Genomic DNA, 23,317 nt, shown 5'->3' on the forward strand with positions numbered 1-23,317 from the left:
GCTCAGCGGAACGCGGGACTGCCGGTGAGCGCCTGCCCGATGACCAAGGTATGCATCTCGGAGGTGCCTTCGTAGGTCAATACCGATTCCAGGTTGTTGGCGTGCCGCATCACCGGATATTCCGAGGTGATACCGCTGGCACCCAGGATGGTGCGCGCCTCCCGCGCGATGGCCAGCGCCTCCCGGACGTTGTTGAGCTTGCCGAGGCTGACCTGCTGGCTGGCCAGCCCCCCGCCGTCCTTCATCCGGCCCAGGTGCAGGGCCAGCAACAGGCCCTTGCCGTACTCCAGGGTCATGTTCGCGAGTTTGGCCTGGGTGAGCTGGAATTCGGCGATCGACTTGCCGAACTGTTTGCGTGAGCGCGAGTAGTCCAGTGCCGTCTCCAGGCAGTCCCTGGCGGCGCCGAGTGCGCCGAACACGATGCCGAAGCGGGCCTCGTTGAGGCAGCTCAGCGGGGCGCCGAGGCTGGTGGCCCCGGGCAGGCGGGCGGACTCCGGGAGACGGACGTTGTCGAGCACCAGTTCGCTGGTGACCGAGGCACGCAACGACATCTTCTTCTTGATGGTGTGCGCGCTGAAACCGGGGGTGTCGGTGGGTACCGCGAAACCGCGGACCCCGTCGTCGGTGCGGGCCCACACCACGGCCACGTCGGCCACCGACCCGTTGGTGATCCACATCTTGGTGCCGCTGAGGATCCAGTCGTCGCCGGACCGTGTTGCGCGGGTGCGCATTCCGGCGGGGTCGGAACCGTGGTCGGGTTCGGTGAGCCCGAAACAGCCGATCGCACGCCCGGCGGCCATGTCCGGCAGCCAGCGCTGCTTCTGTTCCTCACTGCCGTACCGGTGGATGGCGAACATGGCCAGCGAGCCCTGCACACTGACCAGTGAACGCAGCCCGGAATCACCGGCTTCCAGTTCCAGGCAGGCCAGGCCGTACGCGGTGGCCGACGTGCCGGCGCAGCCGTACCCCTGCAGGTGCATGCCGAGCAGCCCCAGCTCGCCGAGTTCGACGGCGAGGTCGCGCACCGGCAGTTCGCCGTCTTCGTACCAGGTGGCGATATCAGGGGCGATGCGCTGTTTGACCATGGTGCGCACCGCCTCGCGGATCTGACGCTCCTCCTCGTCGAGGAGGCCGTCGATCCCGAAGAGGGTGTCGGGGGCGGCGGGTTCGGGAAGGCGGGACATAACGGGATCTCCTAGGTGTCAGCAGCAGCCGGTGGCCGGTGCTTGCGGCTGGGTGGCGGATGAGGGCAGGTGGCGCCAGGTGACGCCCTGGCTGGGTGGCGGGGTCTGCTGGCTGCGGGTCTTGACCAGCGGTTCGCCGTCGACCAGCACGGTGGCGATGCCCGGCAGGTCACCGGTGGCAAAACACTCCAGCCCGTCGCGGGCGCCGGAGCCCGTGATCGGGCCCAGCACAAGCAGATCGGCGGGCATGCCCACGGCGACGCGCCCGGTGTTCAGTCCGTGGGCGGCGGCGGTCTGACCGGTGGCCGCGGCCACGGCCGCCACCGGGTCCACTCCGCAGACCGAGGCCAGCAGGCAGATGGTGCGCAGCATCCCGCGCGGGATCACCCCGGTGCCACCGGGGGTGTCGGTGCCCAGGGTCAGCCGGTCGAGGCGCCCGCGTCGCTGCAGTTCCTCGGCCACCAGCTTCGTCACGCGGTAGTTCATCGAGGCGCAGATCTCGAAGTGCGCGGTGTCCAGTCCGTCGATGATCGCGATGATGTCGTCGTCCGGGGCGGGGATGGGGCCGCCGGAGATGTGGCCCACGATGTCGGGACGCACGGCAAGCACCACCTCCCGGCCGGCGGGCCGGCTCGAGCCCGAGCGGGACACCCCGCCGGAGTGCATCTTGACCGTCATCCCGCGTTCGTGGGCCCAGGTGACGTAGCGCTGAGCTTCGCCGTCGCCCAACAGGTTCCAGTTGTAGAAGATGAACTTCAGCTGGTCGATGCCTTCACGTGCCGCCCGGTCGAAATGCTCTTCGGTCATGCCCGGCACCAGCAGCACGGTGCCGGCGTTGACCTTGACACCGGAGGGACGCATCCGCCCGGTGGTGTGCTTGGAGGTGATGGCGATGCTGAGCACCAGCTCGGGGGTCAGCTCGTCGAAAGCCAGTCCGGGGATGTGCAATTCGCCCGCCGACACCATCGAGGTGGTGCCACCCTGCAGATAGTTGCCGATCCAGCCGATGGAGTCCTGCGCCGGCGTCCACTCCCCGAACGTGGGATGGACGTGCCCGTCGACGAGTCCGGGCATGACCGTCAGCCCGCCCGCGGAGAGCACCTGGTCCGGAGCCGGATGGTCTGCGCCGATACCGGCGATCACCCCGTCCTGGATCACGAGTGTGGTGTCGCGGACGGGTGCGACAGCGGCATCGCCATGCACCAACAGTCCGATGTCTTCGATCAGCAGAGTCGTCAAGCCGGCCTCCCAAAATTGGATCCGATATACAGTAACGCACTCACCCGGTGGCGGTGGGGTGAACCCGGTTCCACACCGCAGGGACCGCGAACACCACCAGCACCACCACCGCGGCGCCCAGCAGATTCATCCCCAACCGCACGCCGCCCTCGTACCACGGGAACACGTGCGGGAACTCGCTGATGACCAACAGCACCGGGGGCCCGGTGACCGCCCACCAGGTGTAGTTGACCGGCCGCAGCGCCATGGCCGTGGTGAACAGCACGACCGTGGCGGCCAGCACCACGGCCACCGGCAGATGCGTCCCCAACAGCACCGCGGCGATGACAGCACCCACGGTGTTACCCGAAAGACGCTGCGCCAGGCGAACTCCCGTCTGCTCCGCGCCCGGCTGAATGGTGAGCACGACACATGTGACCAACCAGTGCGCGCCGACAGCCCCGGTGGGCAGCACGGCCGCCAGCGCGAAGGCGCCGGTGATGGCGACGGCCACCGCGGCGCCGACCCGCGCGGCGTGCGCATGGCGCCGCCCATCGGCGGCGGCCGGACTGTCGATGCCGGCCGGCAGCCGGCGACGCAACACCACCCACACACTCCAGGCCAGCGGCACCGCGACGGCGCCCACCAGATAGGCCGGCACCTCGGCCCAGCCGGCGGGCGCGCCGTGGAACCCCCCGGTGTCGACGGCGATCAGCACCACGGCCAGCGCCGCGGTGGGACCGACCAACCGCAGGAACGCCCCGATGACCGCGGCGGCCACCGTGGCGACGGCCAGCGCCGTCTGGTGGCCGCCCGTGAGTACCACCGCCACGGCCCCGCCCGATACACAGAGTGCCCGCGCACACACCGTCGCGGCCATGGCGCGCAACGACTCCGGCAGTGTGGGCACCGCGGTCAGCACGAATCCCAGTCCGATGGCCGACCCGAACTCAGCGTGTCCGGCCCACGCGGGCAGCGCCAGCCCGGCCCCCAGCGCCGCCCCGAGGGCGGCGGCCATCCCCCAGCGGCTCCGGCCCACCGGGCGCAACAGCTCGGCGGGCCGGTAGGGCGCCCAGCGGCTCACTCGTCCGGTGGTGTCGCCGCGTCCAACACCGCAGCTACGATGCCCTGGTAGCCGGTGCACCGGCAGATGTTGCCGGACAACGCCTCTCGCACCGATTCCTCGGTGAGCGGCTTCTCGGCGTCGGTGTCGCGCAGTAGTTCCAGCGACGTGACCAGGAACCCCGGCGTGCAGAACCCGCACTGCAGGCCCCCGTTGTCGCGCATGCACGCGCGCAGCCGCGGTGTCTCCTCGAAGTGGTCGAGCCCCTCCACGGTGCGCACCGACATCCCGTCGACCTGTACGGCCAGCGTCAGACAGGCGCGGGCGCTGCGCTCCTCGATGAACACCGAGCACGCGCCGCACACCCCGTGCTCACAGCCCAGATGTGTTCCGGTCAAACCCAACTCGTCGCGCAGGAAATCGGCGAGCGTCATCCGCGGCGGTACCGAGCGACGGAACAAACGGCCGTTGACAGTCACCGAGATGGTGGGTCCCTCAGTGTCGGACATCGGTGAGCTCCTCCTGTCGCGCCCGGCCCTCGGCAGCGGTCAGCGCTTCCGCCAGGGCGGCGGCGCACAACCTCTGGGCGTAGTCGCGGTCGTCGGCGGCGGGGTCGGTCTGGGCCGCCCAGGTGTGCGCGAGCTCCTCCCACAGTGCGGTACTGGGACGCGCGGCAGGTGTCTCGGTGAACAGCAACGGCCGGTCGGCGGCAGACAGCACGGCCGCACGGACGTGCTGCACCCGGCCGTCGGCGTCCAAGGTCACCACCACGCCGGCACCGGCGAGGCCGTAATCACCGTGCTGATGGGCATATTCGACAAATCCCCAGCCCTGCTCGGGCCGGATGGCGGGAACGGAGATCCAGGTCAGCATCTCGTGCGGCTCGAGGGCGTTCTCGTAGAACGACACGAACATGTCCTCGGCCGGCACCTGCCGCCGGCCGGTGACCGCCGACTCGACGTGGAACGTGGCATCCAGCACCAGTGTGGCCAGGGGCATCTCGGCGGCGGGATCGGCATGGGCGATCGAACCGCCGATGGTGCCACGGTTGCGGATCCCGATGTGGCCGATGTATCCCGCGGCGTCGGCCAGCAGCGGCGCCCGGGCGGCGATCAGCGGATCAGTCTCGACGGTGCGGTGAGTCACCAGCGTGCCGACCACCAGCGTGTCCTCGTCATCGAAGACTCGGGCCAGCTCGGTCAACCGGCCGATGTCGATCACCAGCGTGGGCCGCGCCAGGCGCAGGTTCATCAAGGTCAGCAACGACTGGCCACCGGCGAGCAGTTTCGCCTCCGGGTGATCCCGCAGCAGCTCGAGCGTCTCGGACACGGAAGCTGGCCGTATGTAGTCGAATTCGGCGGGTTTCACGACGCCACTCCCGCCAGCGCACGGCACAGGTCACCGGTGGAGATGGGTGTGGTGGCGGTGTGCACCGTGTTGCCCAGCGCGTCGTCGACCGCGCCCGCCAGCGCCGCGTACACCGCGATGGTGCCGCTCTCGCCGGCACCGCGCACCCCGATCGGGTTGGCCGGGGTGTCGGCGTGCAGGTGGTTGACCCTCACGGCCGGCACGTCAGTGGTCAGCGGCAGATGGTAGGCGGCGAACGTCGTCGACAGCGGCTCTCCTTTGCCGCTGTAGCCCCAGTGCTCGAAGAGCGCGCCGCCGATGCCCTGGGCCACCCCACCGATGACCTGTCCCTCGACGATCTTCGGGTTGATCTCACGGCCACCCTCATGAGAGACGGCGTAGCGCAACACTTTCACGATGCCGGTGCGGCGGTGTACGCCGACGATCACCGCGTGCACGCCCATGGTCCACGTGACGGTCTTGGTGCGGTAGACGGTGGTGACGTCCAACGCGCCGCTGCCCTCGTCCGCGCCGGAAGCCGCCAGCTCCATCCAGGACAGTGCACGGCCGCCACCGTGGAACGCGCCGTCCCGGTACTCGGTCGACGACGTGCCCAGCAGCGTCGCGGCACGCTCCCTGGCCAGCTCGGTCAGCGCTTGGGCGGCCTGGTGGACTGCCGAACCGGCAAGAACCGCGGACCGGCTGGCGAACGTGCCGATCCCGTCGGGCAGGCGCTCGGTGTCCGACGGCAGGTACAGCACCCGGTCCATCGGGACACCGAGCGCGTCGGCGGCCACCTGGGCGAACACTGTCTCGTGCCCCTGACCCGCCGCCGCGGCACCGGCGGTGACCTCGAAGCCACCGTCGGGCAGGACGCGGATCCGCGCGGTCTCGTGGGGGCCGCGGCCGGTCGCCTCCAGGTAGGAGGCCACGCCGTAGCCGATGCGGTGGTCCGGATACTGCGACTCGCAGGCGTGCACCTCACTGCGCGGCAAGGCTTCGACCACCGAGTCCAGGCAGGCGCGGTAGTCGGCGCCGTCATAGGCGATGGGCACCCCGTCCCGGTATGGGATGGGCCGCGGATACGGCATGTCGTTGGCGATCAACAGGTTTCGGCGGCGAATCTGTTCGCCGGTCAGCCCCAGCGCCACGGCAGCCGCATCCAGTGCGCGTTCCAGGGCGAAGGTGGCCTCCGGCCGGCCGGCCCCGCGGTACTGCGCCACCAGCGTCTTGTTGGTCACCGCGGCGCGGCCCCGGATCCGGGCGGCCGGGATCCGGTACGGGCCCAGCAGGTGGATCGCCGTGTTCGCCACGATACCCGCCACCCACAGGCTGCCCGCGCCGACGTCGACCACAAAATCGTCCTCCCAGCACAGGATCCGGCCGTCGGCGTCCACCGCGAGCCGGGTGTGGTGCAGCTGATCGCGCGCCTGGGCGCTGGCCACCAGATGTTCCTGGCGGTCCTCCACCCAGATCAGCCGGCCTTCGGTGCGGCGGGCGAGGATGGCCACGACGATCTCTTCGCCGTAGACGTTGGCCTTGGTGCCGAAACCGCCACCGACATCGGGCACCACGACCTTGATCTCCTGGCGTGACCAACCGGTGACCCCGCAGACGGCGTTGCGCACCATGTGCGGCACCTGCGTGGAGGTCATCAGCTCCACCTGACCGCGCCGGGGGTCGTACTCGGCGCGCGCGCCGCGGCACTCCAGCGGTACCGCCCCGTGCCGGTTCATCCGGTACGTGCCGGTGACCACGGTGTGGGCGTCGGCGGCGGCTTCGCCGAACGAGAACTCCAGCCGGGCAACTTCGTTGGAGTCCAGGTGGTCGAACAGCACCGGTGCGTCCGGCGCCAGCGCGTCCGTCGCCTCCGTGACCGCAGGCAGTTCGTCGTAGCCGACCACAACGTTCTCCACCGCGTCCTCGGCGCGGTAGCGGTCGTCGGCGATGACCACCGCCAGCGGCTGACCGACATAGTGCACCCGGTCGTGCGCCAGGATCGGAAGGCACTGCGGTGCCAGCACGCAGGACGTGGCGGCGGTGAAGTCCGGATCCGGTGTGGTCAGGGACGGGATGGGCACACCGGCCAGATCCAGATCGCCGGCGAGGTAGATGCCGAGCACCCCCGGCATCTGCTCGGCCGCGGCGCGATCGATGCCCGTGATACGCGCGTGGGCCCGCGTGCTGCGGACGAACGCGACGTGCGCGGCACCGGCGGCGTGGTCGGCCAGGAACCGGCCCTGGCCGTGCAGCAGACGGGTGTCCTCACGGCGCGGAACCGAGTTGCCGACATAACTCCCGGCTGACTGCTGTGCACTCAATGGAGCCGCTTCTCCCACTGCCAGAGCGCGATCGAGATGGCGAACGACACCGTGATGAGCAGCATGATGGTGGCCACCATGGACGGATAGTCACCGTGGCTGTACGACTGCAGCACCACGCGGCCCAAACCCCTTCGGGTGGCGAAGAACTCCGAGAGCACCACACCCACCACGGCCAGGCTGACGGCCAGTCGGATACCGGTCAGCAGCGGCCGCCTGATGGCGGGCAGAATGATGTGCACCAGGGTCTGCCAGGAGTTGGCCCGGACCGACCGGGCGAGCTTCCAGTAGACCCGGGGAATCTCCTGCACACCGGTGGAGACGTTGATCAACACCGGGAACAAGGCGAACAGCACACCCATGACGACCTTGGAGCCCGACAGGCTGAAGATCGGCAGCAGCACCGGGTAGAGCACGATCTTCGGGATGCCGTTGAGGATGATGATCAGCGGCTCCAGCGCGGTGCGCAACCAACTGAACAGGCCCAGCGCCAGGCCCAGCGATCCGCCGATGGCGGTGCCGATGACAAACGCCAGGAACACCGACTGCGCGGTGACGCGCATGTCGAACAGATAGCTGGGATCCGAGAGGTTCTCGAACAGCACGGTGACGGTGGCGGCCGGGGACGGGATGACGAACGTCATCCCGGAGACGACCTCCCAGATGAGGACCACCAGCAGTGCCAGCAGTGCCGAGCCGACGAACTGGCTCTGCAGGATCGAGCGCAGCCGCTTCGGCCGGGCCGGCGCGCCGGCGCTTGCGCGCGGCAGTGTTGCGGTCACAGGTTCCTCCCGCGGAGTAGGACTCGTTCGATCAACGTCAGCAGGACGGTGAGCAGACCCGAGAGCACCACCACGACAACGATGTAGGCGAACATCAGCTCGTTGTCGAAGATCTCGTACAGATAGCGGATGCGGTAGCCGAGACCGGCCTGAGCCGTGGTGAACTCCATGGCGATACTGCCGATCAGGGCGTACACCACCGCCAGGCGTAACCCGGCGACGATGAACGGTCCCGCGGCGGGAATGGCGATGGCGAACAGTGTCTGGCGCGGCGAGGCTTTCAGCGACCGTGCCAGCTTCATGTACACCGGCGGCATCGATTTCAGGCCCACCGCGGTGTTCAGTGCCATCGGGATGGCGGCCATGATGGAGGCCAGGATGATCACCGAGGTGGCGTTGATACCCACCAGCACGATCATCACCGGGTAGAACAGCACCAACGGTACGGCGTAGAACGACACCAGGTACGGCTCGAACACCCGGCCCACCGTCGGCAGCTTCCAGAACAGGAGTCCGGCCAGGAAACCCAACAGGCTTCCGGCGACGATGGACACCGCGACCTCCAGGCCCGTGCGTCCCGCGTCGGTCCAGAACTGACCTTCGGTGAGCAACGGTCCCAGCTCGGCGAAGATGGTCGACGGCGCCGGCAGCACACTGGCGTTCCACATGCCCGTGGCGACACCGAGTTCGGCGATGGCCACGAACACCACCAGGATCACGATGGTGGAGAACGCGCTGACCAGGCCGCGACTGCGCCATCGTGGACGCCGGCCGGGTTCCGGCGGACCGGTCGGCGTGGGCGCGGTTTCGGCGGGCAGGTCATCCTGCGCCACAAAGGACGTGGTCACGATGTGACGCTTTCCTGCTGCTTGAATCCGCGCATCGATTCCGCCTGCAACGAGGTCCAGATCCGGTTGTGCAGTTCGTTGAACCTCGGCGTCGAGACCACCCCGGCATCGCGGCTGTCGGGCAGGTCGATGTCGACCACATCGATGATGGTGCCGGGGCGGTAGGACATCACCCACACCTGCTGTGACAGCAGGATCGCCTCGGAGATGTCATGGGTGACGAACACGATGGTCTGCTTGGTGCGCGCCCAGATCTGACGCACCTCGGCGCCGAGGAACAACCGGGTCTGCTGATCCAGCGCGGCGAACGGCTCGTCCATGAGCACCACCTCCGGCTGCACCGCCAGCGTGCGGGCCAGGGCCACCCGCTGGCGCATACCGCCGGAGAGCATCGACGGGTAGGCCTTCTCGAACCCGCCGAGGCCCACCAGTTCCACCGCGTCCTTGACGCGCTTGTGACGCTGGGCCTTCGGGACGCCGATCATCTCCATCGCGAAACCGACGTTCTCTTCGACCGTGCGCCACGGCAGGGTCGAATCCTCCTGGAAGACCACGCCGATCTTCGGGTCGGGGCCGGTGACCGGGACCCCGGCCACGCTGGCCTTTCCGGAGGTGGCCTTCTGCAGCCCGGAGATGACCGCCAGCAGCGTCGACTTCCCACAGCCGCTCGGCCCCACGATCGACACGAAACTGGCATGCGGCACTTGCTGATTCACGCTGGCGACCGCGGTGACCTTGCCACCGGGGGTGTCGAAGACGACCGATACGTCGTCCAGTTCGATGCCTTGGGGTTCCATGTCGTGAGTCTCTCTTCGATGGCGGGTCCGCGACGTCAGAACGTCGCGCGGGCGTCTTCGGGCAGGTACTGCTGATCCAGCATGGTGGACCAGTCGACCGGCTGCTCGATCTGGCCGGCCTTGACCATCAGATCGGACAGGTTGTTCAGACCGTCGGCGTCGACCTTGAGCGAGTAGGCCTTCTCCATGTCCGGGGTGGCCTCGTACGCGGCCTTCATGACCTCGGGGCTGACGCCCACCAGCGGGCCGATCTCGGCAGCGGCCTCGTCGGGGTTGCTGATCACCCATTCGTTGAGCCGCTGCGCCACCGTGAAGAACGCCTTGATGTTGTCGGGGTTGGCGTTGGCGTACTCGGCGTTGACGGCCACCAGGTCGGCGGGCAGGTCACCGAGCTCGTCGCGGGAGTTCACCAGGACCTGGGCGCCTTCACTTTGCACCTTGTCGGCGATGAACGGCTGCATCGCCCAGCCGGCGGTGATCTGGTCGGCCTTGGCGGCGGTCCAGTTGTCGCCCATACCGCCGACGGCCTGCGCCTTGACGCCCAGCTTCTCTTCGAGGCCCTTGACGATCAGCTCGGTGGACGAACCGGCGGAGCTGAAGCCCAGGGTGGCACCCTCGATGCTGCGGCCGGGAGGGCTGATCCAGGAGAAGTCGTTGACCTGGAACCACGGTGCGATCACTTTGAGGTTCGAGTTCGGCTGCTGGGCCGCCAGAAGCACCGAGCTGTTACCCGCGATCGCCATGTCGGCGTCGCCGCTGGTGACCACGCGCAGGGTGTTGCCGCCGCCGCCGCCGGAGTAGAGGTCGACCGTGAGGCCTTCCTCCTCGAACCAGCCCTTGTTGATGCCGGCCTGCAGGATCGCCATGAACGGCAGGCTGTCGACGCCGGTGGCGGAGATACTCAGTTCTTTGGTGGCAGAACCACCTTCGGCGGATTCGCCGCCGCCGGACTGCGGTGCCTGGGATTCGTCGGCACAGGCGGACAGGCCCAGACAGAGCGCGATCACCGCGAACATGGTGGTGAGGATTTTCAGAAACGAGGACATCGGGGGCCTCCCGGATCGGTACTGAATATTGGATACAACATACGGTTGGGTGTGATCTGCGTCAATGTCAGGCGACAGTAGCGCGTAGGTCACGTGCGCCGACCGCTTTGTCGGCGCATTGTCATCACATTCGAGAGTTCAAGCCCCACAGCAATTCCCAACATCGCCACCGCTGCGGTGTATCCGCCGCTGCCGCGATGCTCTCGGATTGGGACCGGCGACACCGGGTGTTCGTGGTGCGCCTTGTCGGGGGTGGTCAGTTCGCCGTCGGCGGGCGTCAGCGCCCGCTTCAGTGGGGGCGGTGCGCCGGGCACCGCGCTGCCCGGCGCCGGATGACTCCGTGCACTGGGTCCCGCCGGCGAGGAGGTCACGATGCGCGGTCGACGATCTCGGCGAAGGTCCGGATGGTCGGTGCCCGGCTCTCGCCCGGGCGCACGAACGGCACGATGGACACCTGATCGACACCGAGTGCCTCGATCTCCTTGAGCCGTTGCGCGCACTCGTCCGGAGTTCCCGCGAGCGCGAACAGGTCGACCAGGTCGTCGGGCACCAGATCGGCATGGGCCGCTTCGGGATTCATGTGCTCGTAGTAGTTGTACTGCTCCCGGATCCGCTCGATCGCGCGCTCCAGGGCCGGCTCCACCTTGGCCGGCAGCGGCCGGATCACCACTCGGGACACGTGCGCGCGCACCAGGTCTCGCGCCTTGGTCCGGTCTTCATCGATGGCGGTGGGCGTCCACAACACGATGTGGATGTCGTCGAGGGTCTTGCCGGCCTCCTTGGCACCCGCCTCGATGGTGCGCAGCGCGCCCTCGATGAAGTTGGGGGCGGTACCCACCAGGACGATCACCCCGTCGGCGATGCGGCCCGACATCTTCAGAATCTTCGGTGCGGACGCCGCGATGTAGATCGGGATGTCCAACGGCGCGCTCAGATAGTTGAGGTGGTACTCCGCGCCGCTGGTGGCCTCGCGCACCTTCTCACCCCGGAACAGCGTGCGCAGTTGGGAGATGGACTCCTCGAGTTCGGCGAGCTTGAGCGGTTTGAGACCCATGGTGCGCAGCGACGAATCCCCCGTGCCGATGCCCAGGGCGACCCGTCCGCCGGTGAACTCCGACAGGGTGGCCCACGTCGAGGCCAACAGGGACGGGTGGCGCGTCACGGCGTTGGTGACACCGGTGCCCAATATGATCTTCTCGGTGCCCACGGCGGCGGCACCCATGACGGTCGACGACTCCCGCCAGATGTTCTGCGAATCGCCGAACCACGCGTGTTCGTAGCCCAGCGACTCGCTGAGCTGGACATATTCACGCATTGTGCCGGCGGGCTCCGTCGGGAAGAGCCCGACTCCCTTGCTCAACATCGGCAGTGCCTCTCTTGATCAATCGGGTGTGAGCTCTTCGGCCGCTCGTACCTCGCGGCCTCGACTCGCACTCTGTTGATCAATCGGGTGTGAGCTCTTCGGCCGCTCGTACCTCGCGGCCTCGACTCACACCTGGTTGGATAGTGTATCCAATCGTAAGGTTGGGTCGGCAGGCTCACAACCGGAACGCGAAGAAAAGGTGAATTTCGTGCGATTGGTCAACACCTTCACAGTCGACGCTCCGCTGTCCGTCGCCTGGGACACCCTCACCGACATCCCCCGCGTCGCCAGCTGCATTCCGGGAGCCACCCTGGAAGGACAGGACGGCCAGGAGTACCGCGCCCAGGTGGCGGTCAAGGTCGGCCCGGTGGGCCTGACCCTGTCCGGTACCGCCACCGTGGTGGAGCGCGACGACATCGGCCATCAGATGGTGGTGCGGGGCCGCGCCAGCGATCGCAAGGGCAACGGCACCGCCGAGGCCACGGTCACGATGGTGGCCGAGGGCAACGGCAGCACCTCCGACGTCACCGTGTCCACCGACCTCGAGCTGGGCGGGCGCATCGCGCAGTTCGGCAGTGGCGTCATCTCGCAGGTCAGCAATCGCATCCTGGGCCAGTTCGCCAAACGCCTCAACACCATGGTCGCTGCGCCGCAACAGGATTCGCAGACCCCGGCGGCCGCTGCCGCGCGCCGGGCCGACACCGTGCCCCCGGCGCTGCAGCCGCTGCTGGCCACCTTCGTCGCCGGGGTAGCACTGGGGTTGGCCTTCGGCCGGCTGGCCCAACGCGTCCGCTAGCTCAGCGTCACAACGAGTTCCAACTCCACACAAGCTCCGCCGGGCAACGAGGCCACGCCGATGGCGGTGCGCGCATGTGCTCCGACCTGCTCCCCGAAGACCTCGAGAAGCAGTTTCGACGCCCCGTCCACCACCGCGGGGTGGGCGTCGAATTCCGTTGTGGCCCGGACATATCCACGTAGATGAACCAGAGCGGTGACGGCGTCGAGTCCCACCGCGGCGTCGATGGCGGCCAACAGGTTCAGCGCGGCCGTGCGCGCCTGATCCTGGGCCTGTTCGAGGGTGACGTCGGCGCCGACCACACCCCGCAGCGCGGGCGCGGACCCCACCCGGCCCGTGGTGCCGGACACCCAGAGCTGGTCACCACAGCGCCGGCTGGGAAAGTACGCACCTTTGGGCGCCGCGGGCGGGGGCAGCTCGAGGCCCCGTTGCGCCAGACGGTGGTGCGGGGCGCCCACTGCGGCATCGCGCGCCACTACGAAGCCTGCTCCGAATCCTGGCTCAACGCCACGGTGAGGTGCTGCACGGAATGCGCGCGGTGGGCGTTGTTGATCTCGACCGCGCGCTCGACATCGCGGGCGTCCAGGGCGTCCACCATGAGGTGGTGCTCGACGTTCACCCGGCTCAGATCCATCAGGTGCGCATACAGCGGCCGGTACGCGTCCGCGGTGTTCCACAGCTGATTGACGATTCGCTTGGTGCGCGCCATCTGGCTGGTCTCGAAGGTCAGGTAGTGGAATCGGCGGTTCGCGATACCGACGGCCACCAGGTCCTCGTTCTCGGCGGCCCGATCCATCGCGGCCATGCAGCTGCGCATCTCGTCGATCACGGCATCCGTCATGGCCGGCATGGCATCACGAATCAGTTCTTCTTCCAGGATGTCCCGCAACCGGAACACCTCGGTGAGCTCCGCGAGGCTCAGCTTGGTGACGCGGTACCCACTGTGCGGAACGTAGGTGATGTACTCCTCGGCCTCGAGTGTCTTCAGCGCTTCCCGGATGGGGATACGCGAGACACCGAACTGCTCGGCCACCGACTCCTGGACGATCCAGCTCCCCGGGGGCAATTTGCCGGTGGTGATGTCCTGTCGCAGCGCTTCGGCCACCGCCTGCTGAGCCGTCTTCGGCCGGACGAAGTCCGCCCGCGGCCCGGCGTTGCGCTCCGACCTGGTGTGGGCGCGCGGCGGGGTGGTGGAGGATCGCGGTGACATGGGCCCCCCTTTCGACATTGGATACTCTATTCGATCCGTCGTCGGAAGCGGTACCCAGCCGAATCACACCACCAGGTTCACCATCCGGCCCGGAACCACGATCACCTTCTTGGGTTCCGCACCCGCCAGGAACGCCAGCACCTTCTCGTCGGCGCGCGCCAGCGCCTCCACCGCGTTCTTGTCCGCGTCGGCGGGCACCGAGATCCGGCCGCGCACCTTGCCGTTGACCTGGACCGGGTACTCGACGGTGTCCTCGACGAGGTAGGCGGGATCGGCCACCGGGAACGGACCGTGCGCCAGCGACGTGTCGTGGCCCAGCCGCCGCCACAATTCCTCGGCCAGATGTGGTGCCAGCGGCGCCACCATCAGCACCAGCGGCTCCAAGGCCGCGCGCGCGGTGACCGCCTCCTTGGTGAGGTGGTTGGTGTACTCGATCAGCTTGGCGGCCGCGGTGTTGTTGCGCAGGTGCACATAATCGTCGGACACCCCTTCGATGGTCCGGTGCAGGATCCGCAGCGTGGCATCGTCGAGATCGGCGTCGCTGACCCGGATTTCGCCGGTGGCCTCGTCGACCACCAGTCGCCACACCCGCTGCAGGAAGCGATGCGCGCCGACCACGTCCTTGGTGGCCCAGGGCCGCGACGCTTCCAGCGGACCCATGGACATCTCGTAGACGCGCAGGGTGTCGGCGCCGTAGTTGTCGCAGATCTCGTCCGGCGAGACCGAGTTCTTCAGACTCTTGCCGATCTTGCCGAACTCCTGGTTGACCTGCTGATCCTGATAGAAGAACTTGCCGTCGCGCTCGATCACCTCGGCCGCCGGCACATACGAGCCGCGCGAGTCGGTGTAGGCGAACGCCTGGATGTAGCCCTGGTTCACCAGCCTGCGGTACGGCTCGCTGGAGGACACGTGGCCCAGGTCGAAGAGCACCTTGTGCCAGAACCGCGAGTACAGCAGGTGCAGTACGGCATGCTCGACGCCGCCGACGTAGAGGTCCACACCACCCGGGTCACCCGGTCCGTGCTCGGCGGGCCGCGGGCCCATCCAGTACGCCTCATTCTCCTTGGCGCACAACTCATCCGGGTTTTGCGGGTCCGTGTAGCGCAGCTCGTACCAGGAGCTGCCCGCCCACTGCGGCATGACGTTGGTGTCACGGGTGTAGGGCTGCAGCCCGTCACCCAGATCGAGTTCGACGTTCACCCAGTCGGTGGCCTTGGCCAGCGGCGGGGACGGCTCACTGTCGGCGTCGTCGGGGTCGAACAGCACCGGCGAGTAGTCCGGCACGTCCGGAAGCTCCACCGGCAGTGACGACTCCTGGATCCCGTGCGCGCGCCCGTCGGCGTCGTAGACGATGGGGAACGGTTCGCCCCAGTACCGCTGACGGGCGAAAAGCCAGTCGCGCAGCTTGAATTCGACGCGGCCCTGACCGCGCCCGTCGGCCTCGAGGTGCTCGGTCACCTTCGCCTTGGCGGTGGCGACGTCCAGGCCGTCGAGGTAGCCGGAGTTCACCAGCGTCCCGTCACCGGAGTAGGCCGCCTGCGAGATGTCCCCGCCGGACACCACTTCCACGATGGGCAGGCCGAACTCGGTGGCGAAGTCCCAGTCCCGCTGATCGCCGCCGGGCACCGCCATGATGGCGCCCGTGCCGTAGCCGGCCAGCACATAGTCGGCGATGAAGATCGGAACCTGCGCTCCATTGACCGGATTGACCGCGTACGCACCCAGGAACACACCGGTCTTGGTCTTGTTCTCCTGGCGCTCCAGGTCGGACTTCGCGGCGATCGCGGCGCGGTAGGCCGCCACGGCCTCGGCGGGAGTGGCGCCACCGTAGGTCCAGCGCTGGTCCACCCCGTCGGGCCACGTCTCGGAGACCAGGGTGTCGACCAGGTCGTGTTCGGGTGCCAGCACCAGATACGTTGCGCCGAACAAGGTGTCCGGGCGGGTGGTGAACACGCCGATGTCCCCGGCGGGTGAATCGAACTGCACCGACGCACCGACGGAGCGGCCGATCCAATTGCGTTGCATGGTCTTGACCTTCTCGGGCCAGTCCAGGTTCTCGAGGTCGTCGAGCAGCCGATCTGAGTAGGCGGTGATGCGCATCATCCACTGCCGCAACCGCTTCCGGAACACCGGGAAGTTGCCACGGTCACTGCGGCCGTCGGAGGTCACCTCTTCGTTGGCCAGCACCGTGCCCAGGCCGGGGCACCAGTTGACCATCGAGTCCGCCCGGTACACCAAGCGGTAACCGTCGATCACGTCGGCGCGCTCGCCCCGCGAAAGCTCCTGCCAGGATCTTCCGTCATCAAGTGTCCTTGTGCCGGAGTCGAATTCGGCAATCAGCTCGTCGATGCGGCGGGCGCGGCCCAGCTCGGTGTCGAACCAGGCGTTGTAGATCTGCAGGAAGATCCACTGGGTCCACTTGTAGAAGTCGACATCGGTGGTGGAGAAGCTGCGCCGGGCGTCGTGCCCCAGACCCAACCGGCCCAGCTGGCGCTTGAAGTTGACGATGTTGGCTTCGGTGCGGGTGCGCGGATGGGTACCGGTCTGCACGGCGTACTGCTCGGCGGGCAGGCCGAAGGAGTCGAACCCGAGCGCGTGCAGCACGTTGCGGCCCTGCATCCGGTAGTACCGCGCGTACACATCGGTGGCGATGTAGCCGAGCGGATGCCCGACATGCAGGCCGTCACCGGACGGGTACGGGAACATGTCCTGGACGAACATCTTGTCCGCGGGCACCGAACTGCCGTCCGCGGGCGCCAGGGAGCCCACCGGGTTGGGAACGTAGAAGGTGCCTTCCCGCTCCCAGGTCTCCTGCCAGTTCTGCTCGATCCGGCCCGCGAGGTCCGCCGAGTAGCGGAACGCAGGGGTGTCGTCGGTAGGACCGGAGGTCTCGGAAACAGGGGGGTGCGCCACGCTGACAGGGTAATAAGGCCAAGTCCGGGGGCCAAAAGCGCGTGGCGGGCCGGTGCCGCCGGTCACGGCAACGTATCGGTTCCATTGCGGACACATCAGCGCTTGATTCCAGCTCGATTCCAGCTCTGGCAAACCCGTCACGGTGATGGATACAGTCGGCGCCTGACCTGGGATGGCGGGGGCCATACCCACACAGACGGACCCGAAAGGATCGAGTGGCCATGTTCGACAGAGTCACCGCCCGCGCCGCCGGCAAGCGGGTGCTCGCGGGGGGTGTCGCCGCAGGTATCGCCGTGAGCCTCGCCGGAGGCACCGCAACCGCCGAGCCGACACTGCCGCTGCCACCGCTTCCGACACCGGCGACGATGATCGAGCAAGCCGGCGTCTCACCCGTCCCGGCCGGCGTGCCCACCCAGCCGGCCACCGCCAACGTCGCCCCACAGGCGCAGTACGCCCCGCAGATCCAGCAGGTCGCCCAGCCCACGCTCGGTGCTCCGCGTAACGTTCCGTCGGCACCGGCCCTGGTGCCCGCCACCTCCGGCACCATCAAGGAGTTCCTCGCCGGCAAAGGCGTCGTCCTGGAGCCGCAGAACCCGCGAACCTTCACTGCGCTGCACATCACCTTGCCCATGCCGCCGGGGTGGTCGCAGGTACCGGACCCGAACGTGCCCGACGCCTTCGCGGTGATCGCCGACCGGGTGGGCGGCGACGGCCTCTACACCTCCAATGCGCAGGTGGTGATCTACCGGCTGGCCGGCGGTGCGTTCGACGGCAACGAGGCGATCACCCACGGCTTCATCGACAGCCAGCAACTGCCGAACTGGCAGTCCACCGACGCGTCTCTGGCGCCGTTCGGCGGATTCCCGTCCTCGCTGATCGAAGGCACCTACCGGCAGAACGACATGACGCTCAACACCTCACGCCGTCATGTGCTGGCCAGCTCCGGCGCGGACAAGTACCTGGTGACCCTGTCGGTGACCACCGCCGTCAGCCAGGTGGTGGCCGCCGCCGACGCCACCGACGCGATCGTCAACGGATTCCGGATCACCGGTCCTGCGCCGGCAGCACCGCCGGCACCGCCGGCCCCGGTACCCGCGCCCGCGCCCGCGCCCGCGCCCTGAATTTTCCGGGCAGCGGCGTCACCTCGTAAGGTGAGCGCATGCTCATTGCCGGTGTGGTGTGCCTGTGCGCCGCGATTGCTGCCGCAGGCTCGGGAGTGTGGACGTTGACGCGACCGCGGACCGCCGACTTCACCCAGCAGGTCCTACGCACCGTGGCGCCGGTCCAGCTGGCCGCCGGGGTGATGCTCGCCGCCGGCGGTGCGGTGGCGCTCCTGGCGCCCGCGTCGACCGGGCTCGTGGTGCTGATCGTGTGTGTGCTCGGCGCGCTGGGCACCGTCATCGCCGGCTCGTGGCAGGGCGCGCGGTTCGCCACCCGCCCGCAGCCCAAAGCCGACTGCGGCAGCAGCTGCGCGTCCTGCACGCTGTCGTGCGCCAGCGGATCGCCGCTGGCCAACAAGGGCTAGTTGCGGCTGACGTCGATGGGGTGCGTGGCCAGCAGTGACATCGGCATCGGCTGGCGCCGCAGCACCCGCGCCCAGAGATCCACCCGCTGCTCCACCAGAACGTCAGAAGGCAACGCGGACAACACGATCCAGTCGTTGCGCTCGATCTCGCCTTCCAGCTGACCGATGGTCCAACCCGAATAGCCGGCGAAGATCCGCACACCCTCGACCACCGGAGCCACCGTCTCGGGCTCGGCGTCCAGGTCCACCATCACCATCCGGCCCGCCACATGGCGCAGCCCCGGGACACCCTGGGGATCCATCCCGACCCGCAACGTGCCCAGGCACAGCGCGGCGTCACGCTTGACCGGCCCGCCGATGAACATGGTCTTCGGTTTGGCGGCCAGCTTCGCCCACTGCGGCAAGACGTTGTAGACCGCGGTCTCACTGGGCCGGTTCAGCACCACGCCCAGAGTGCCGCCGTCGTTGTGCTCGACGACGTAGATGACGCTGCGCCGGAACGTGGGCTCCAACAGATCCGTGTTGGCCAGCAACAACGTACCGGCGCGCACCCGGTGAGCCGCGGGTGCGACAAAATCCTCGGGGTCTTCCGACTGGGCCACCCGTCCATCATGGCACCAGCGTGCCGCCGTCGTGGCGAACCGAGGTCGGCATGACGCATATTTGTAGGCTGGTCCCATCAGGCAACCGTGCGCCGCAACGTGCAGGGGAAGAAGGTTCAGTGGTTGACGCGCGTGCCGCCGTGGCCGTGTGGCGTTCGGTGCGAGGCCTCCCGCAGTTCTGGCGGCTGCTGGAGTTGCGGCTGGCCAGCCAGTTCGGTGACGGGCTGTTCCAGGCGGGCCTGGCCGGCGCCCTGCTGTTCAATCCCGACCGGGCGGCCACTCCCTGGGCGGTGGCCGGTGCCTTCGCGGTGTTGTTCCTGCCGTACTCACTGCTCGGGCCGTTCGCCGGTGCCCTGCTAGACCGCTGGGACCGGCGCTCGGTGCTGGTAGGTGCCAACCTGGGCCGGCTGTTGCTCATCGTGTTGGTCGGGGTGCTGCTCGCCGTCGGCGCCGGAGACATCCCCATCCTGTGCGGCGCGTTGTTGGTCAACGGGTTCACCCGGTTCGTGGCGTCCGGGCTGTCGGCGGCCCTACCGCACGTGGTGCCCCGGGGCCAGGTGGTGACGATGAACTCCGTGGCCACCGCCGCGGGGGCCGCAGCGACCTTCTTCGGCGCCATCTTCATGCTGGTCCCCCGGTGGTTGATCGGTGCCGACGACATCGGCGCCTCGGTGATCCAGTTCCTGGTGGCCCTACCGGTGGGGTTGGCGCTGCTGCTGGCCCTGCGGTTCCCGCCGTACATCCTCGGGCCCGACGACACCCTGCGCGCCATCCACGGGTCGGTGCTCTACGCGGTGTCGACGGGCTGGTTGCACGGTTTCCGCACGGTCGCGGGGGTGCCGTCGGTGGCGGCCACACTGACCGCGCTGGCCGCACACCGCATGGTCTTCGGCATCAACACGCTGCTGGTGCTCGTCATCGTGCGTCACACCGACATCCCCAGCGTGGAGGTGGCCGGGCTGGGCAGTGCGGCCACCTTCGTGGCGGCCACCGGGTCCGGCTCTTTCCTGGCGAACCTGATCACCCCGATGGCGGTGAAGCGCTGGGGACGGTTCACGACCACCAACGGCGCCCTGCTGTGCGCGGCGGTGATCCAGCTGGCCGGCATCGCGCTGTACCTGCCCATGATGTTCGCCTGCGGTTTCCTGCTCGGCGCGGCCGGCCAGATCGTCAAACTGTGCGCTGACTCCGCGATGCAGATCGACGTCGACGACGCCCTGCGCGGACACGTGTTCGCGGTCCAGGATTCACTGTTCTGGGTGTCGTTCATCGTGGCGACCACACTGGCGGCCGCGGTGATCCCGGCCGACGGGTACTCCCCCGGTCTGGTGGTGGCGGGCTCGGCGGTCTACCTGCTGGGCCTGGCCGCCCACATGGTCATCGGCCGGCGATCCACGGCCGGTTAAGGTGACGGCATGGCCGACGCGAGTCCCCTGATCGCCGAGCTGGAAGCCGAATCCGACGAGCTGGACGCGCTGGTGGCCGACCTTCCCGACGAGCGCTGGCACACCCCTACCCCGGCGCCGGGCTGGACCATCGCCCATCAGATCGCTCATCTGCTGTGGACCGACCGGGTGGCGCTGCTGTCGGTCAGCGACGAGCCGGCGTTCGCCGACGTGCTCGCAGCCGCTGCCACCAATCCGGCGGGCTTCGTCGATGCCGGGGCCGAGGAGCTGGCGGCGACGGCTCCGGCGGAGTTGGTGAGCGCGTGGCGGTCCACCCGTGCAGCGCTGCACGCGTCGTTGCGTACCGTGCCCGCCGGACGCAAGCTGCCCTGGTTCGGGCCGCCGATGAGTGCCGCGTCGATGGCGACCGCGCGGTTGATGGAGACCTGGGCGCATGGCCTGGATGTGGCGGACGCGCTGGGGGTGGTGCGGGCGCCGACGGCGCGGCTGCGGTCCATCGCCCACCTCGGTATACGAACTCGTGACTTCGCCTTTACCGTTCATGGCTTGACTCCGCCGACGGAAACGTTTCACGTGGAACTTCGCGGGCCGGCCGGTGAGACCTGGGTGTGGGGTCCCGAGGATGCGGCTCAGCGGGTCACCGGGACGGCCGAGGACTTCTGTTTTCTGGTGACCCAGCGACGGCCCCGTGCGGCCTTGGATGTGACGGCCGTGGGCGCGGATGCGCAGACCTGGCTGACGATTGCGCAGGCCTTCGCGGGGCCTCCCGGCCCGGGCCGATGAGCGCACGCATTTGTACGCCTGAGGCGGCGCGTCGCTGTACAGACACGCGCGCTCGGCCGTAGGTCACAGGGGGGCGGCGGCGGCGTCCGCGGCGCCGTCACCGTCGGCGTCGACGAGCTTGACGTCCCAGCGACCGTCGCCGTCATGGTCGACATAGCCGGTGCGGTGGTCGTCGCCGAGCACCCGGTCGGCCAGGCCGTCGCCGTCGCTGTCCAGCAGCAGATCATCGACGGCCCCGTCACCGTCGAAATCCACCATTGGACCTCCGGAGCTCTCCAGGCCGTCGAGGCTCAGCCAGCGCAACGGCCCGCTGCGGCCGGCCGGGTCGGCGGGCACCGCCCAGGTTCCGGTGCCGTCGTCGGTGAACCACGACGGCTGCCCGTCGAGGTCCAGCACAGCGTGATCGGCGACCCCGTCGCCGTCGAGATCGGCAAGAGCGTCGTCTTCGAGGCCGTCGCGGTCGAAATCCAGCGCCACCGCGTCGAACACACCGTCGCCGTCGGTGTCCACGTCCGGCAGGGCCGACCACACGGTGGCGGTGCCGTCATCGGCACCCAGGCAGTAATCCATACCCGTTAGTCGGGCTGCGACCTCTGCGGGTTCCCGTCGGCCTCCCACCACCGCAGGAGTTCGGCGACGGCGTCGTCGTGTTCGAGCGGGCCGCGTTCCATGCGCAGCTCCTTGAGATACCGCCAGGCCTGCCCCACCTGCGGACCCGCCGGGATGCCGAGCAGCTCCATGATCGCGTTACCGTCGAGGTCCGGCCGCACCCGGGCCAGGTCTTCCTTGGCCGCCAACTCGGCGATGCGCTGCTCGAGATCGTCGTAATTGGCCTGCAGCCGCGCCGCCCGGCGCTTGTTGCGGGTGGTGCAGTCGGCGCGCACCAGCTTGTGCAGGCGGCCCAGCAGCGGCCCGGCGTCGGTGACATACCGGCGCACCGCCGCATCGGTCCACTTGCCCGTCCCTTTGGAATCCGCGTAGCCGTGGAACCGCAGATGCAGATACACCAGCTGGGAGACGTCGTCGACCATCTGCTTGGAGTACTTCAGCGCCCGCATGCGCTTGCGGGCCATCTTGGCGCCCACCACCTCGTGATGGTGGAAGCTCACCCCGCCGTCGGACTCATGCCTGCGGGTCGCGGGTTTGCCGATGTCATGCAGCAGGGCCGCCCATCGCAACACCAGGTCCGGGCCGCCACCGTCAGAACCGGCGGGCCCTTCCAGATCCATGGCCTGCCGCAACACGGTGAGCGAGTGCTGGTAGACGTCCTTGTGCTGGTGGTGCTCGTCGATGGCCATCCGCATGGCGCCGACCTCGGGCAGCACCTGCTCCCCCAGACCGGTGTCGACCAACAGCTCGATGCCCGCCACCGGGTCGGCGCCGAGCATCAGCTTGTCGAGTTCCGCGGCGATGCGTTCCGGGGTGATCCGGGCCATCTGCGTGGCCATCTCCACGATGGCGGTGCGCACCCGCGGCGCCACCTCGAACCGCAGCTGCGAGACGAACCGGGCGGCCCGCAGCATCCGCAGCGGATCGTCCCCGAACGACGTCTCCGGCGCCGACGGGGTGTCCAGCGTCCGGGCCCGCAGCGCGTCCAGCCCACCCAGCGGGTCCAGGAACTCCCCCGGGCCCGCACCGGTGATCCGGACCGCCATGGCGTTGACGGTGAAGTCGCGGCGCACCAGATCGTCTTCGAGACGGTCCCCGAACCGGACCTCGGGGTTGCGCGACACCTGGTCATAACTGTCGGCCCGGAACGTGGTGATCTCCACGCGGACGCCGGCGCGCGCCGCGCCGATGGTGCCGAACTCGATTCCGGTGGTCCAGATGGCCCGATCGGATCCGGCCCACGGCCGCAGGATCTTCTGGATCTCATCGGGGCGGGCGTCGGTGGTGAAGTCGAGGTCGTAGGCGACGCCGTCCCCGGGCTGCGGGAGCCGCCCCAACAGCGCGTCCCGCACCGGCCCACCCACCAGGAAGAGTTGACGTCCGGCTCCGTCGAACAGCTCGCCGAGGGACTCCAACACCTGGGCATGCCCGTTCAGCGTGACCGCTGCACGGGCCAGCAGTTCGGCATCGGTTGCGACGTCAGGCACGTTCAATGAGCCTAGAG

General features: G+C 68.6%; 22 protein-coding genes. 5 read left to right on the forward strand and 17 right to left on the reverse strand.

The features are described from left to right. Positions 1-2: 2 nt before the first annotated feature. From AC3A6P_RS13295 to AC3A6P_RS13345, 11 genes are all read right to left on the reverse strand, one after another. Positions 3-1,184 (reverse strand): acyl-CoA dehydrogenase family protein, encoded by a 1,182-nt coding sequence (locus AC3A6P_RS13295; protein ID WP_487692032.1) that lies wholly within the window; start codon positions 1,182-1,184, stop codon positions 3-5. 18 nt (positions 1,185-1,202) lie between these two features. After that, positions 1,203-2,423: an amidohydrolase family protein gene (locus AC3A6P_RS13300; RefSeq protein WP_487692033.1), complete on the reverse strand. Its 1,221-nt coding sequence runs from the start codon at positions 2,421-2,423 to the stop codon at positions 1,203-1,205. Positions 2,424-2,463: 40 nt separating this feature from the next. Beyond that, positions 2,464-3,486 carry an FUSC family protein gene (locus tag AC3A6P_RS13305; RefSeq protein WP_487692034.1) on the reverse strand — a complete coding sequence of 341 codons (1,023 nt, stop codon included), beginning with the start codon at positions 3,484-3,486 and terminating at the stop codon, positions 2,464-2,466. After that, complete coding sequence (locus tag AC3A6P_RS13310) at positions 3,483-3,974, reverse strand: (2Fe-2S)-binding protein (RefSeq protein ID WP_487692035.1); 492 nt, start codon at positions 3,972-3,974, stop codon at positions 3,483-3,485. The genes AC3A6P_RS13305 and AC3A6P_RS13310 overlap by 4 nt, the downstream gene beginning before the upstream one ends. Beyond that, positions 3,961-4,833 (reverse strand): FAD binding domain-containing protein, encoded by an 873-nt coding sequence (locus AC3A6P_RS13315; protein ID WP_487692036.1) that lies wholly within the window; start codon positions 4,831-4,833, stop codon positions 3,961-3,963. Before AC3A6P_RS13315 ends, AC3A6P_RS13310 begins: the two co-directional genes overlap by 14 nt. Further along, positions 4,830-7,133, reverse strand: coding sequence for a xanthine dehydrogenase family protein molybdopterin-binding subunit (locus tag AC3A6P_RS13320; protein WP_487692037.1), 2,304 nt, complete (start codon positions 7,131-7,133; stop codon positions 4,830-4,832). The genes AC3A6P_RS13315 and AC3A6P_RS13320 overlap by 4 nt, the downstream gene beginning before the upstream one ends. Next, the gene (locus AC3A6P_RS13325; RefSeq protein WP_487692038.1) at positions 7,130-7,915 is read right to left on the reverse strand and encodes an ABC transporter permease; all 786 of its coding nucleotides are present in this window, start codon (positions 7,913-7,915) and stop codon (positions 7,130-7,132) included. Before AC3A6P_RS13325 ends, AC3A6P_RS13320 begins: the two co-directional genes overlap by 4 nt. Then, positions 7,912-8,763 carry an ABC transporter permease gene (locus tag AC3A6P_RS13330; protein WP_487692039.1) on the reverse strand — a complete coding sequence of 284 codons (852 nt, stop codon included), beginning with the start codon at positions 8,761-8,763 and terminating at the stop codon, positions 7,912-7,914. Before AC3A6P_RS13330 ends, AC3A6P_RS13325 begins: the two co-directional genes overlap by 4 nt. After that, a complete protein-coding gene (locus AC3A6P_RS13335; protein ID WP_487692040.1) occupies positions 8,760-9,560 on the reverse strand; it encodes an ABC transporter ATP-binding protein in 801 nt (266 codons plus the stop codon). The genes AC3A6P_RS13330 and AC3A6P_RS13335 overlap by 4 nt, the downstream gene beginning before the upstream one ends. A gap of 35 nt (positions 9,561-9,595) precedes the next feature. Next, the gene (locus AC3A6P_RS13340; RefSeq protein WP_487692041.1) at positions 9,596-10,606 is read right to left on the reverse strand and encodes an ABC transporter substrate-binding protein; all 1,011 of its coding nucleotides are present in this window, start codon (positions 10,604-10,606) and stop codon (positions 9,596-9,598) included. A gap of 367 nt (positions 10,607-10,973) precedes the next feature. After that, positions 10,974-11,969, reverse strand: a complete 996-nt coding sequence (locus AC3A6P_RS13345) for an LLM class flavin-dependent oxidoreductase (RefSeq protein WP_487692042.1) — start codon at positions 11,967-11,969, stop codon at positions 10,974-10,976. Positions 11,970-12,177: 208 nt separating this feature from the next. Here AC3A6P_RS13345 and AC3A6P_RS13350 point away from each other — a divergent pair, with 208 nt between their 5' ends. Next, the gene (locus tag AC3A6P_RS13350; protein ID WP_487692043.1) at positions 12,178-12,765 is read left to right on the forward strand and encodes an SRPBCC family protein; all 588 of its coding nucleotides are present in this window, start codon (positions 12,178-12,180) and stop codon (positions 12,763-12,765) included. Here the strand turns inward: AC3A6P_RS13350 and AC3A6P_RS13355 are convergent. The 3 genes from AC3A6P_RS13355 to leuS all read right to left on the reverse strand — a co-directional run bounded on the left by AC3A6P_RS13355 (position 12,762) and on the right by leuS (position 16,888). Further along, on the reverse strand, positions 12,762-13,223 hold the full coding sequence (locus tag AC3A6P_RS13355; RefSeq protein WP_487692338.1) for a RidA family protein: 462 nt from the start codon (positions 13,221-13,223) through the stop codon (positions 12,762-12,764). The genes AC3A6P_RS13350 and AC3A6P_RS13355 overlap by 4 nt on opposite strands. A gap of 17 nt (positions 13,224-13,240) precedes the next feature. After that, a complete protein-coding gene (locus AC3A6P_RS13360) occupies positions 13,241-13,975 on the reverse strand; it encodes a GntR family transcriptional regulator (protein WP_487692044.1) in 735 nt (244 codons plus the stop codon). 63 nt (positions 13,976-14,038) lie between these two features. Then, complete coding sequence (leuS, locus tag AC3A6P_RS13365) at positions 14,039-16,888, reverse strand: leucine--tRNA ligase (RefSeq protein WP_487692045.1); 2,850 nt, start codon at positions 16,886-16,888, stop codon at positions 14,039-14,041. A 221-nt stretch (positions 16,889-17,109) separates the two neighbouring features. Here leuS and AC3A6P_RS13370 point away from each other — a divergent pair, with 221 nt between their 5' ends. Both AC3A6P_RS13370 and AC3A6P_RS13375 read left to right on the forward strand, forming a co-directional pair. Continuing rightward, positions 17,110-18,009 carry an LpqN/LpqT family lipoprotein gene (locus AC3A6P_RS13370; RefSeq protein ID WP_487692047.1) on the forward strand — a complete coding sequence of 300 codons (900 nt, stop codon included), beginning with the start codon at positions 17,110-17,112 and terminating at the stop codon, positions 18,007-18,009. Positions 18,010-18,047: 38 nt separating this feature from the next. Further along, positions 18,048-18,413 carry a hypothetical protein gene (locus AC3A6P_RS13375; RefSeq protein WP_487692049.1) on the forward strand — a complete coding sequence of 122 codons (366 nt, stop codon included), beginning with the start codon at positions 18,048-18,050 and terminating at the stop codon, positions 18,411-18,413. On the opposite strand, the gene AC3A6P_RS13380 is transcribed toward AC3A6P_RS13375, so the two are convergent. Then, a complete protein-coding gene (locus AC3A6P_RS13380) occupies positions 18,410-19,015 on the reverse strand; it encodes a YqgE/AlgH family protein (RefSeq protein ID WP_487692050.1) in 606 nt (201 codons plus the stop codon). The two genes, AC3A6P_RS13375 and AC3A6P_RS13380, sit on opposite strands and share 4 nt — an antisense overlap. Before the next feature lie 119 nt (positions 19,016-19,134). Between AC3A6P_RS13380 and AC3A6P_RS13385 the strand changes: the two genes are divergently transcribed. Beyond that, complete coding sequence (locus tag AC3A6P_RS13385) at positions 19,135-20,421, forward strand: MFS transporter (RefSeq protein WP_487692051.1); 1,287 nt, start codon at positions 19,135-19,137, stop codon at positions 20,419-20,421. Positions 20,422-20,430: 9 nt separating this feature from the next. After that, a complete protein-coding gene (locus AC3A6P_RS13390; protein WP_487692052.1) occupies positions 20,431-21,204 on the forward strand; it encodes a TIGR03084 family metal-binding protein in 774 nt (257 codons plus the stop codon). A gap of 63 nt (positions 21,205-21,267) precedes the next feature. On the opposite strand, the gene AC3A6P_RS13395 is transcribed toward AC3A6P_RS13390, so the two are convergent. Then, complete coding sequence (locus tag AC3A6P_RS13395) at positions 21,268-21,774, reverse strand: pullulanase (protein WP_487692053.1); 507 nt, start codon at positions 21,772-21,774, stop codon at positions 21,268-21,270. A 5-nt stretch (positions 21,775-21,779) separates the two neighbouring features. Next, positions 21,780-23,300, reverse strand: a complete 1,521-nt coding sequence (locus AC3A6P_RS13400) for a CCA tRNA nucleotidyltransferase (RefSeq protein ID WP_487692054.1) — start codon at positions 23,298-23,300, stop codon at positions 21,780-21,782. Between the last annotated feature and the right edge of the window lie 17 nt (positions 23,301-23,317).

This window comes from Mycobacterium sp. Soil_C_30 (assembly GCF_057656995.1).

Bases quoted from the DNA above. Each gene is read 5' to 3' on its own strand.
- AC3A6P_RS13295 (WP_487692032.1), bottom strand. From the start codon at position 1,184: ATGTCCCGCCTTCCCGAACCCGCCGCCCCCGACACCCTCTTCGGGATC.
- AC3A6P_RS13310 (WP_487692035.1), bottom strand. From the start codon at position 3,974: ATGTCCGACACTGAGGGACCCACCATCTCGGTGACTGTCAACGGCCGT.
- AC3A6P_RS13335 (WP_487692040.1), bottom strand. From the start codon at position 9,560: ATGGAACCCCAAGGCATCGAACTGGACGACGTATCGGTCGTCTTCGAC.
- AC3A6P_RS13340 (WP_487692041.1), bottom strand. From the start codon at position 10,606: ATGTCCTCGTTTCTGAAAATCCTCACCACCATGTTCGCGGTGATCGCG.
- AC3A6P_RS13345 (WP_487692042.1), bottom strand. From the start codon at position 11,969: ATGTTGAGCAAGGGAGTCGGGCTCTTCCCGACGGAGCCCGCCGGCACA.
- AC3A6P_RS13360 (WP_487692044.1), bottom strand. From the start codon at position 13,975: ATGTCACCGCGATCCTCCACCACCCCGCCGCGCGCCCACACCAGGTCG.
- AC3A6P_RS13370 (WP_487692047.1), top strand. From the start codon at position 17,110: ATGTTCGACAGAGTCACCGCCCGCGCCGCCGGCAAGCGGGTGCTCGCG.
- AC3A6P_RS13375 (WP_487692049.1), top strand. From the start codon at position 18,048: ATGCTCATTGCCGGTGTGGTGTGCCTGTGCGCCGCGATTGCTGCCGCA.
- AC3A6P_RS13390 (WP_487692052.1), top strand. From the start codon at position 20,431: ATGGCCGACGCGAGTCCCCTGATCGCCGAGCTGGAAGCCGAATCCGAC.
- AC3A6P_RS13395 (WP_487692053.1), bottom strand. From the start codon at position 21,774: ATGGATTACTGCCTGGGTGCCGATGACGGCACCGCCACCGTGTGGTCG.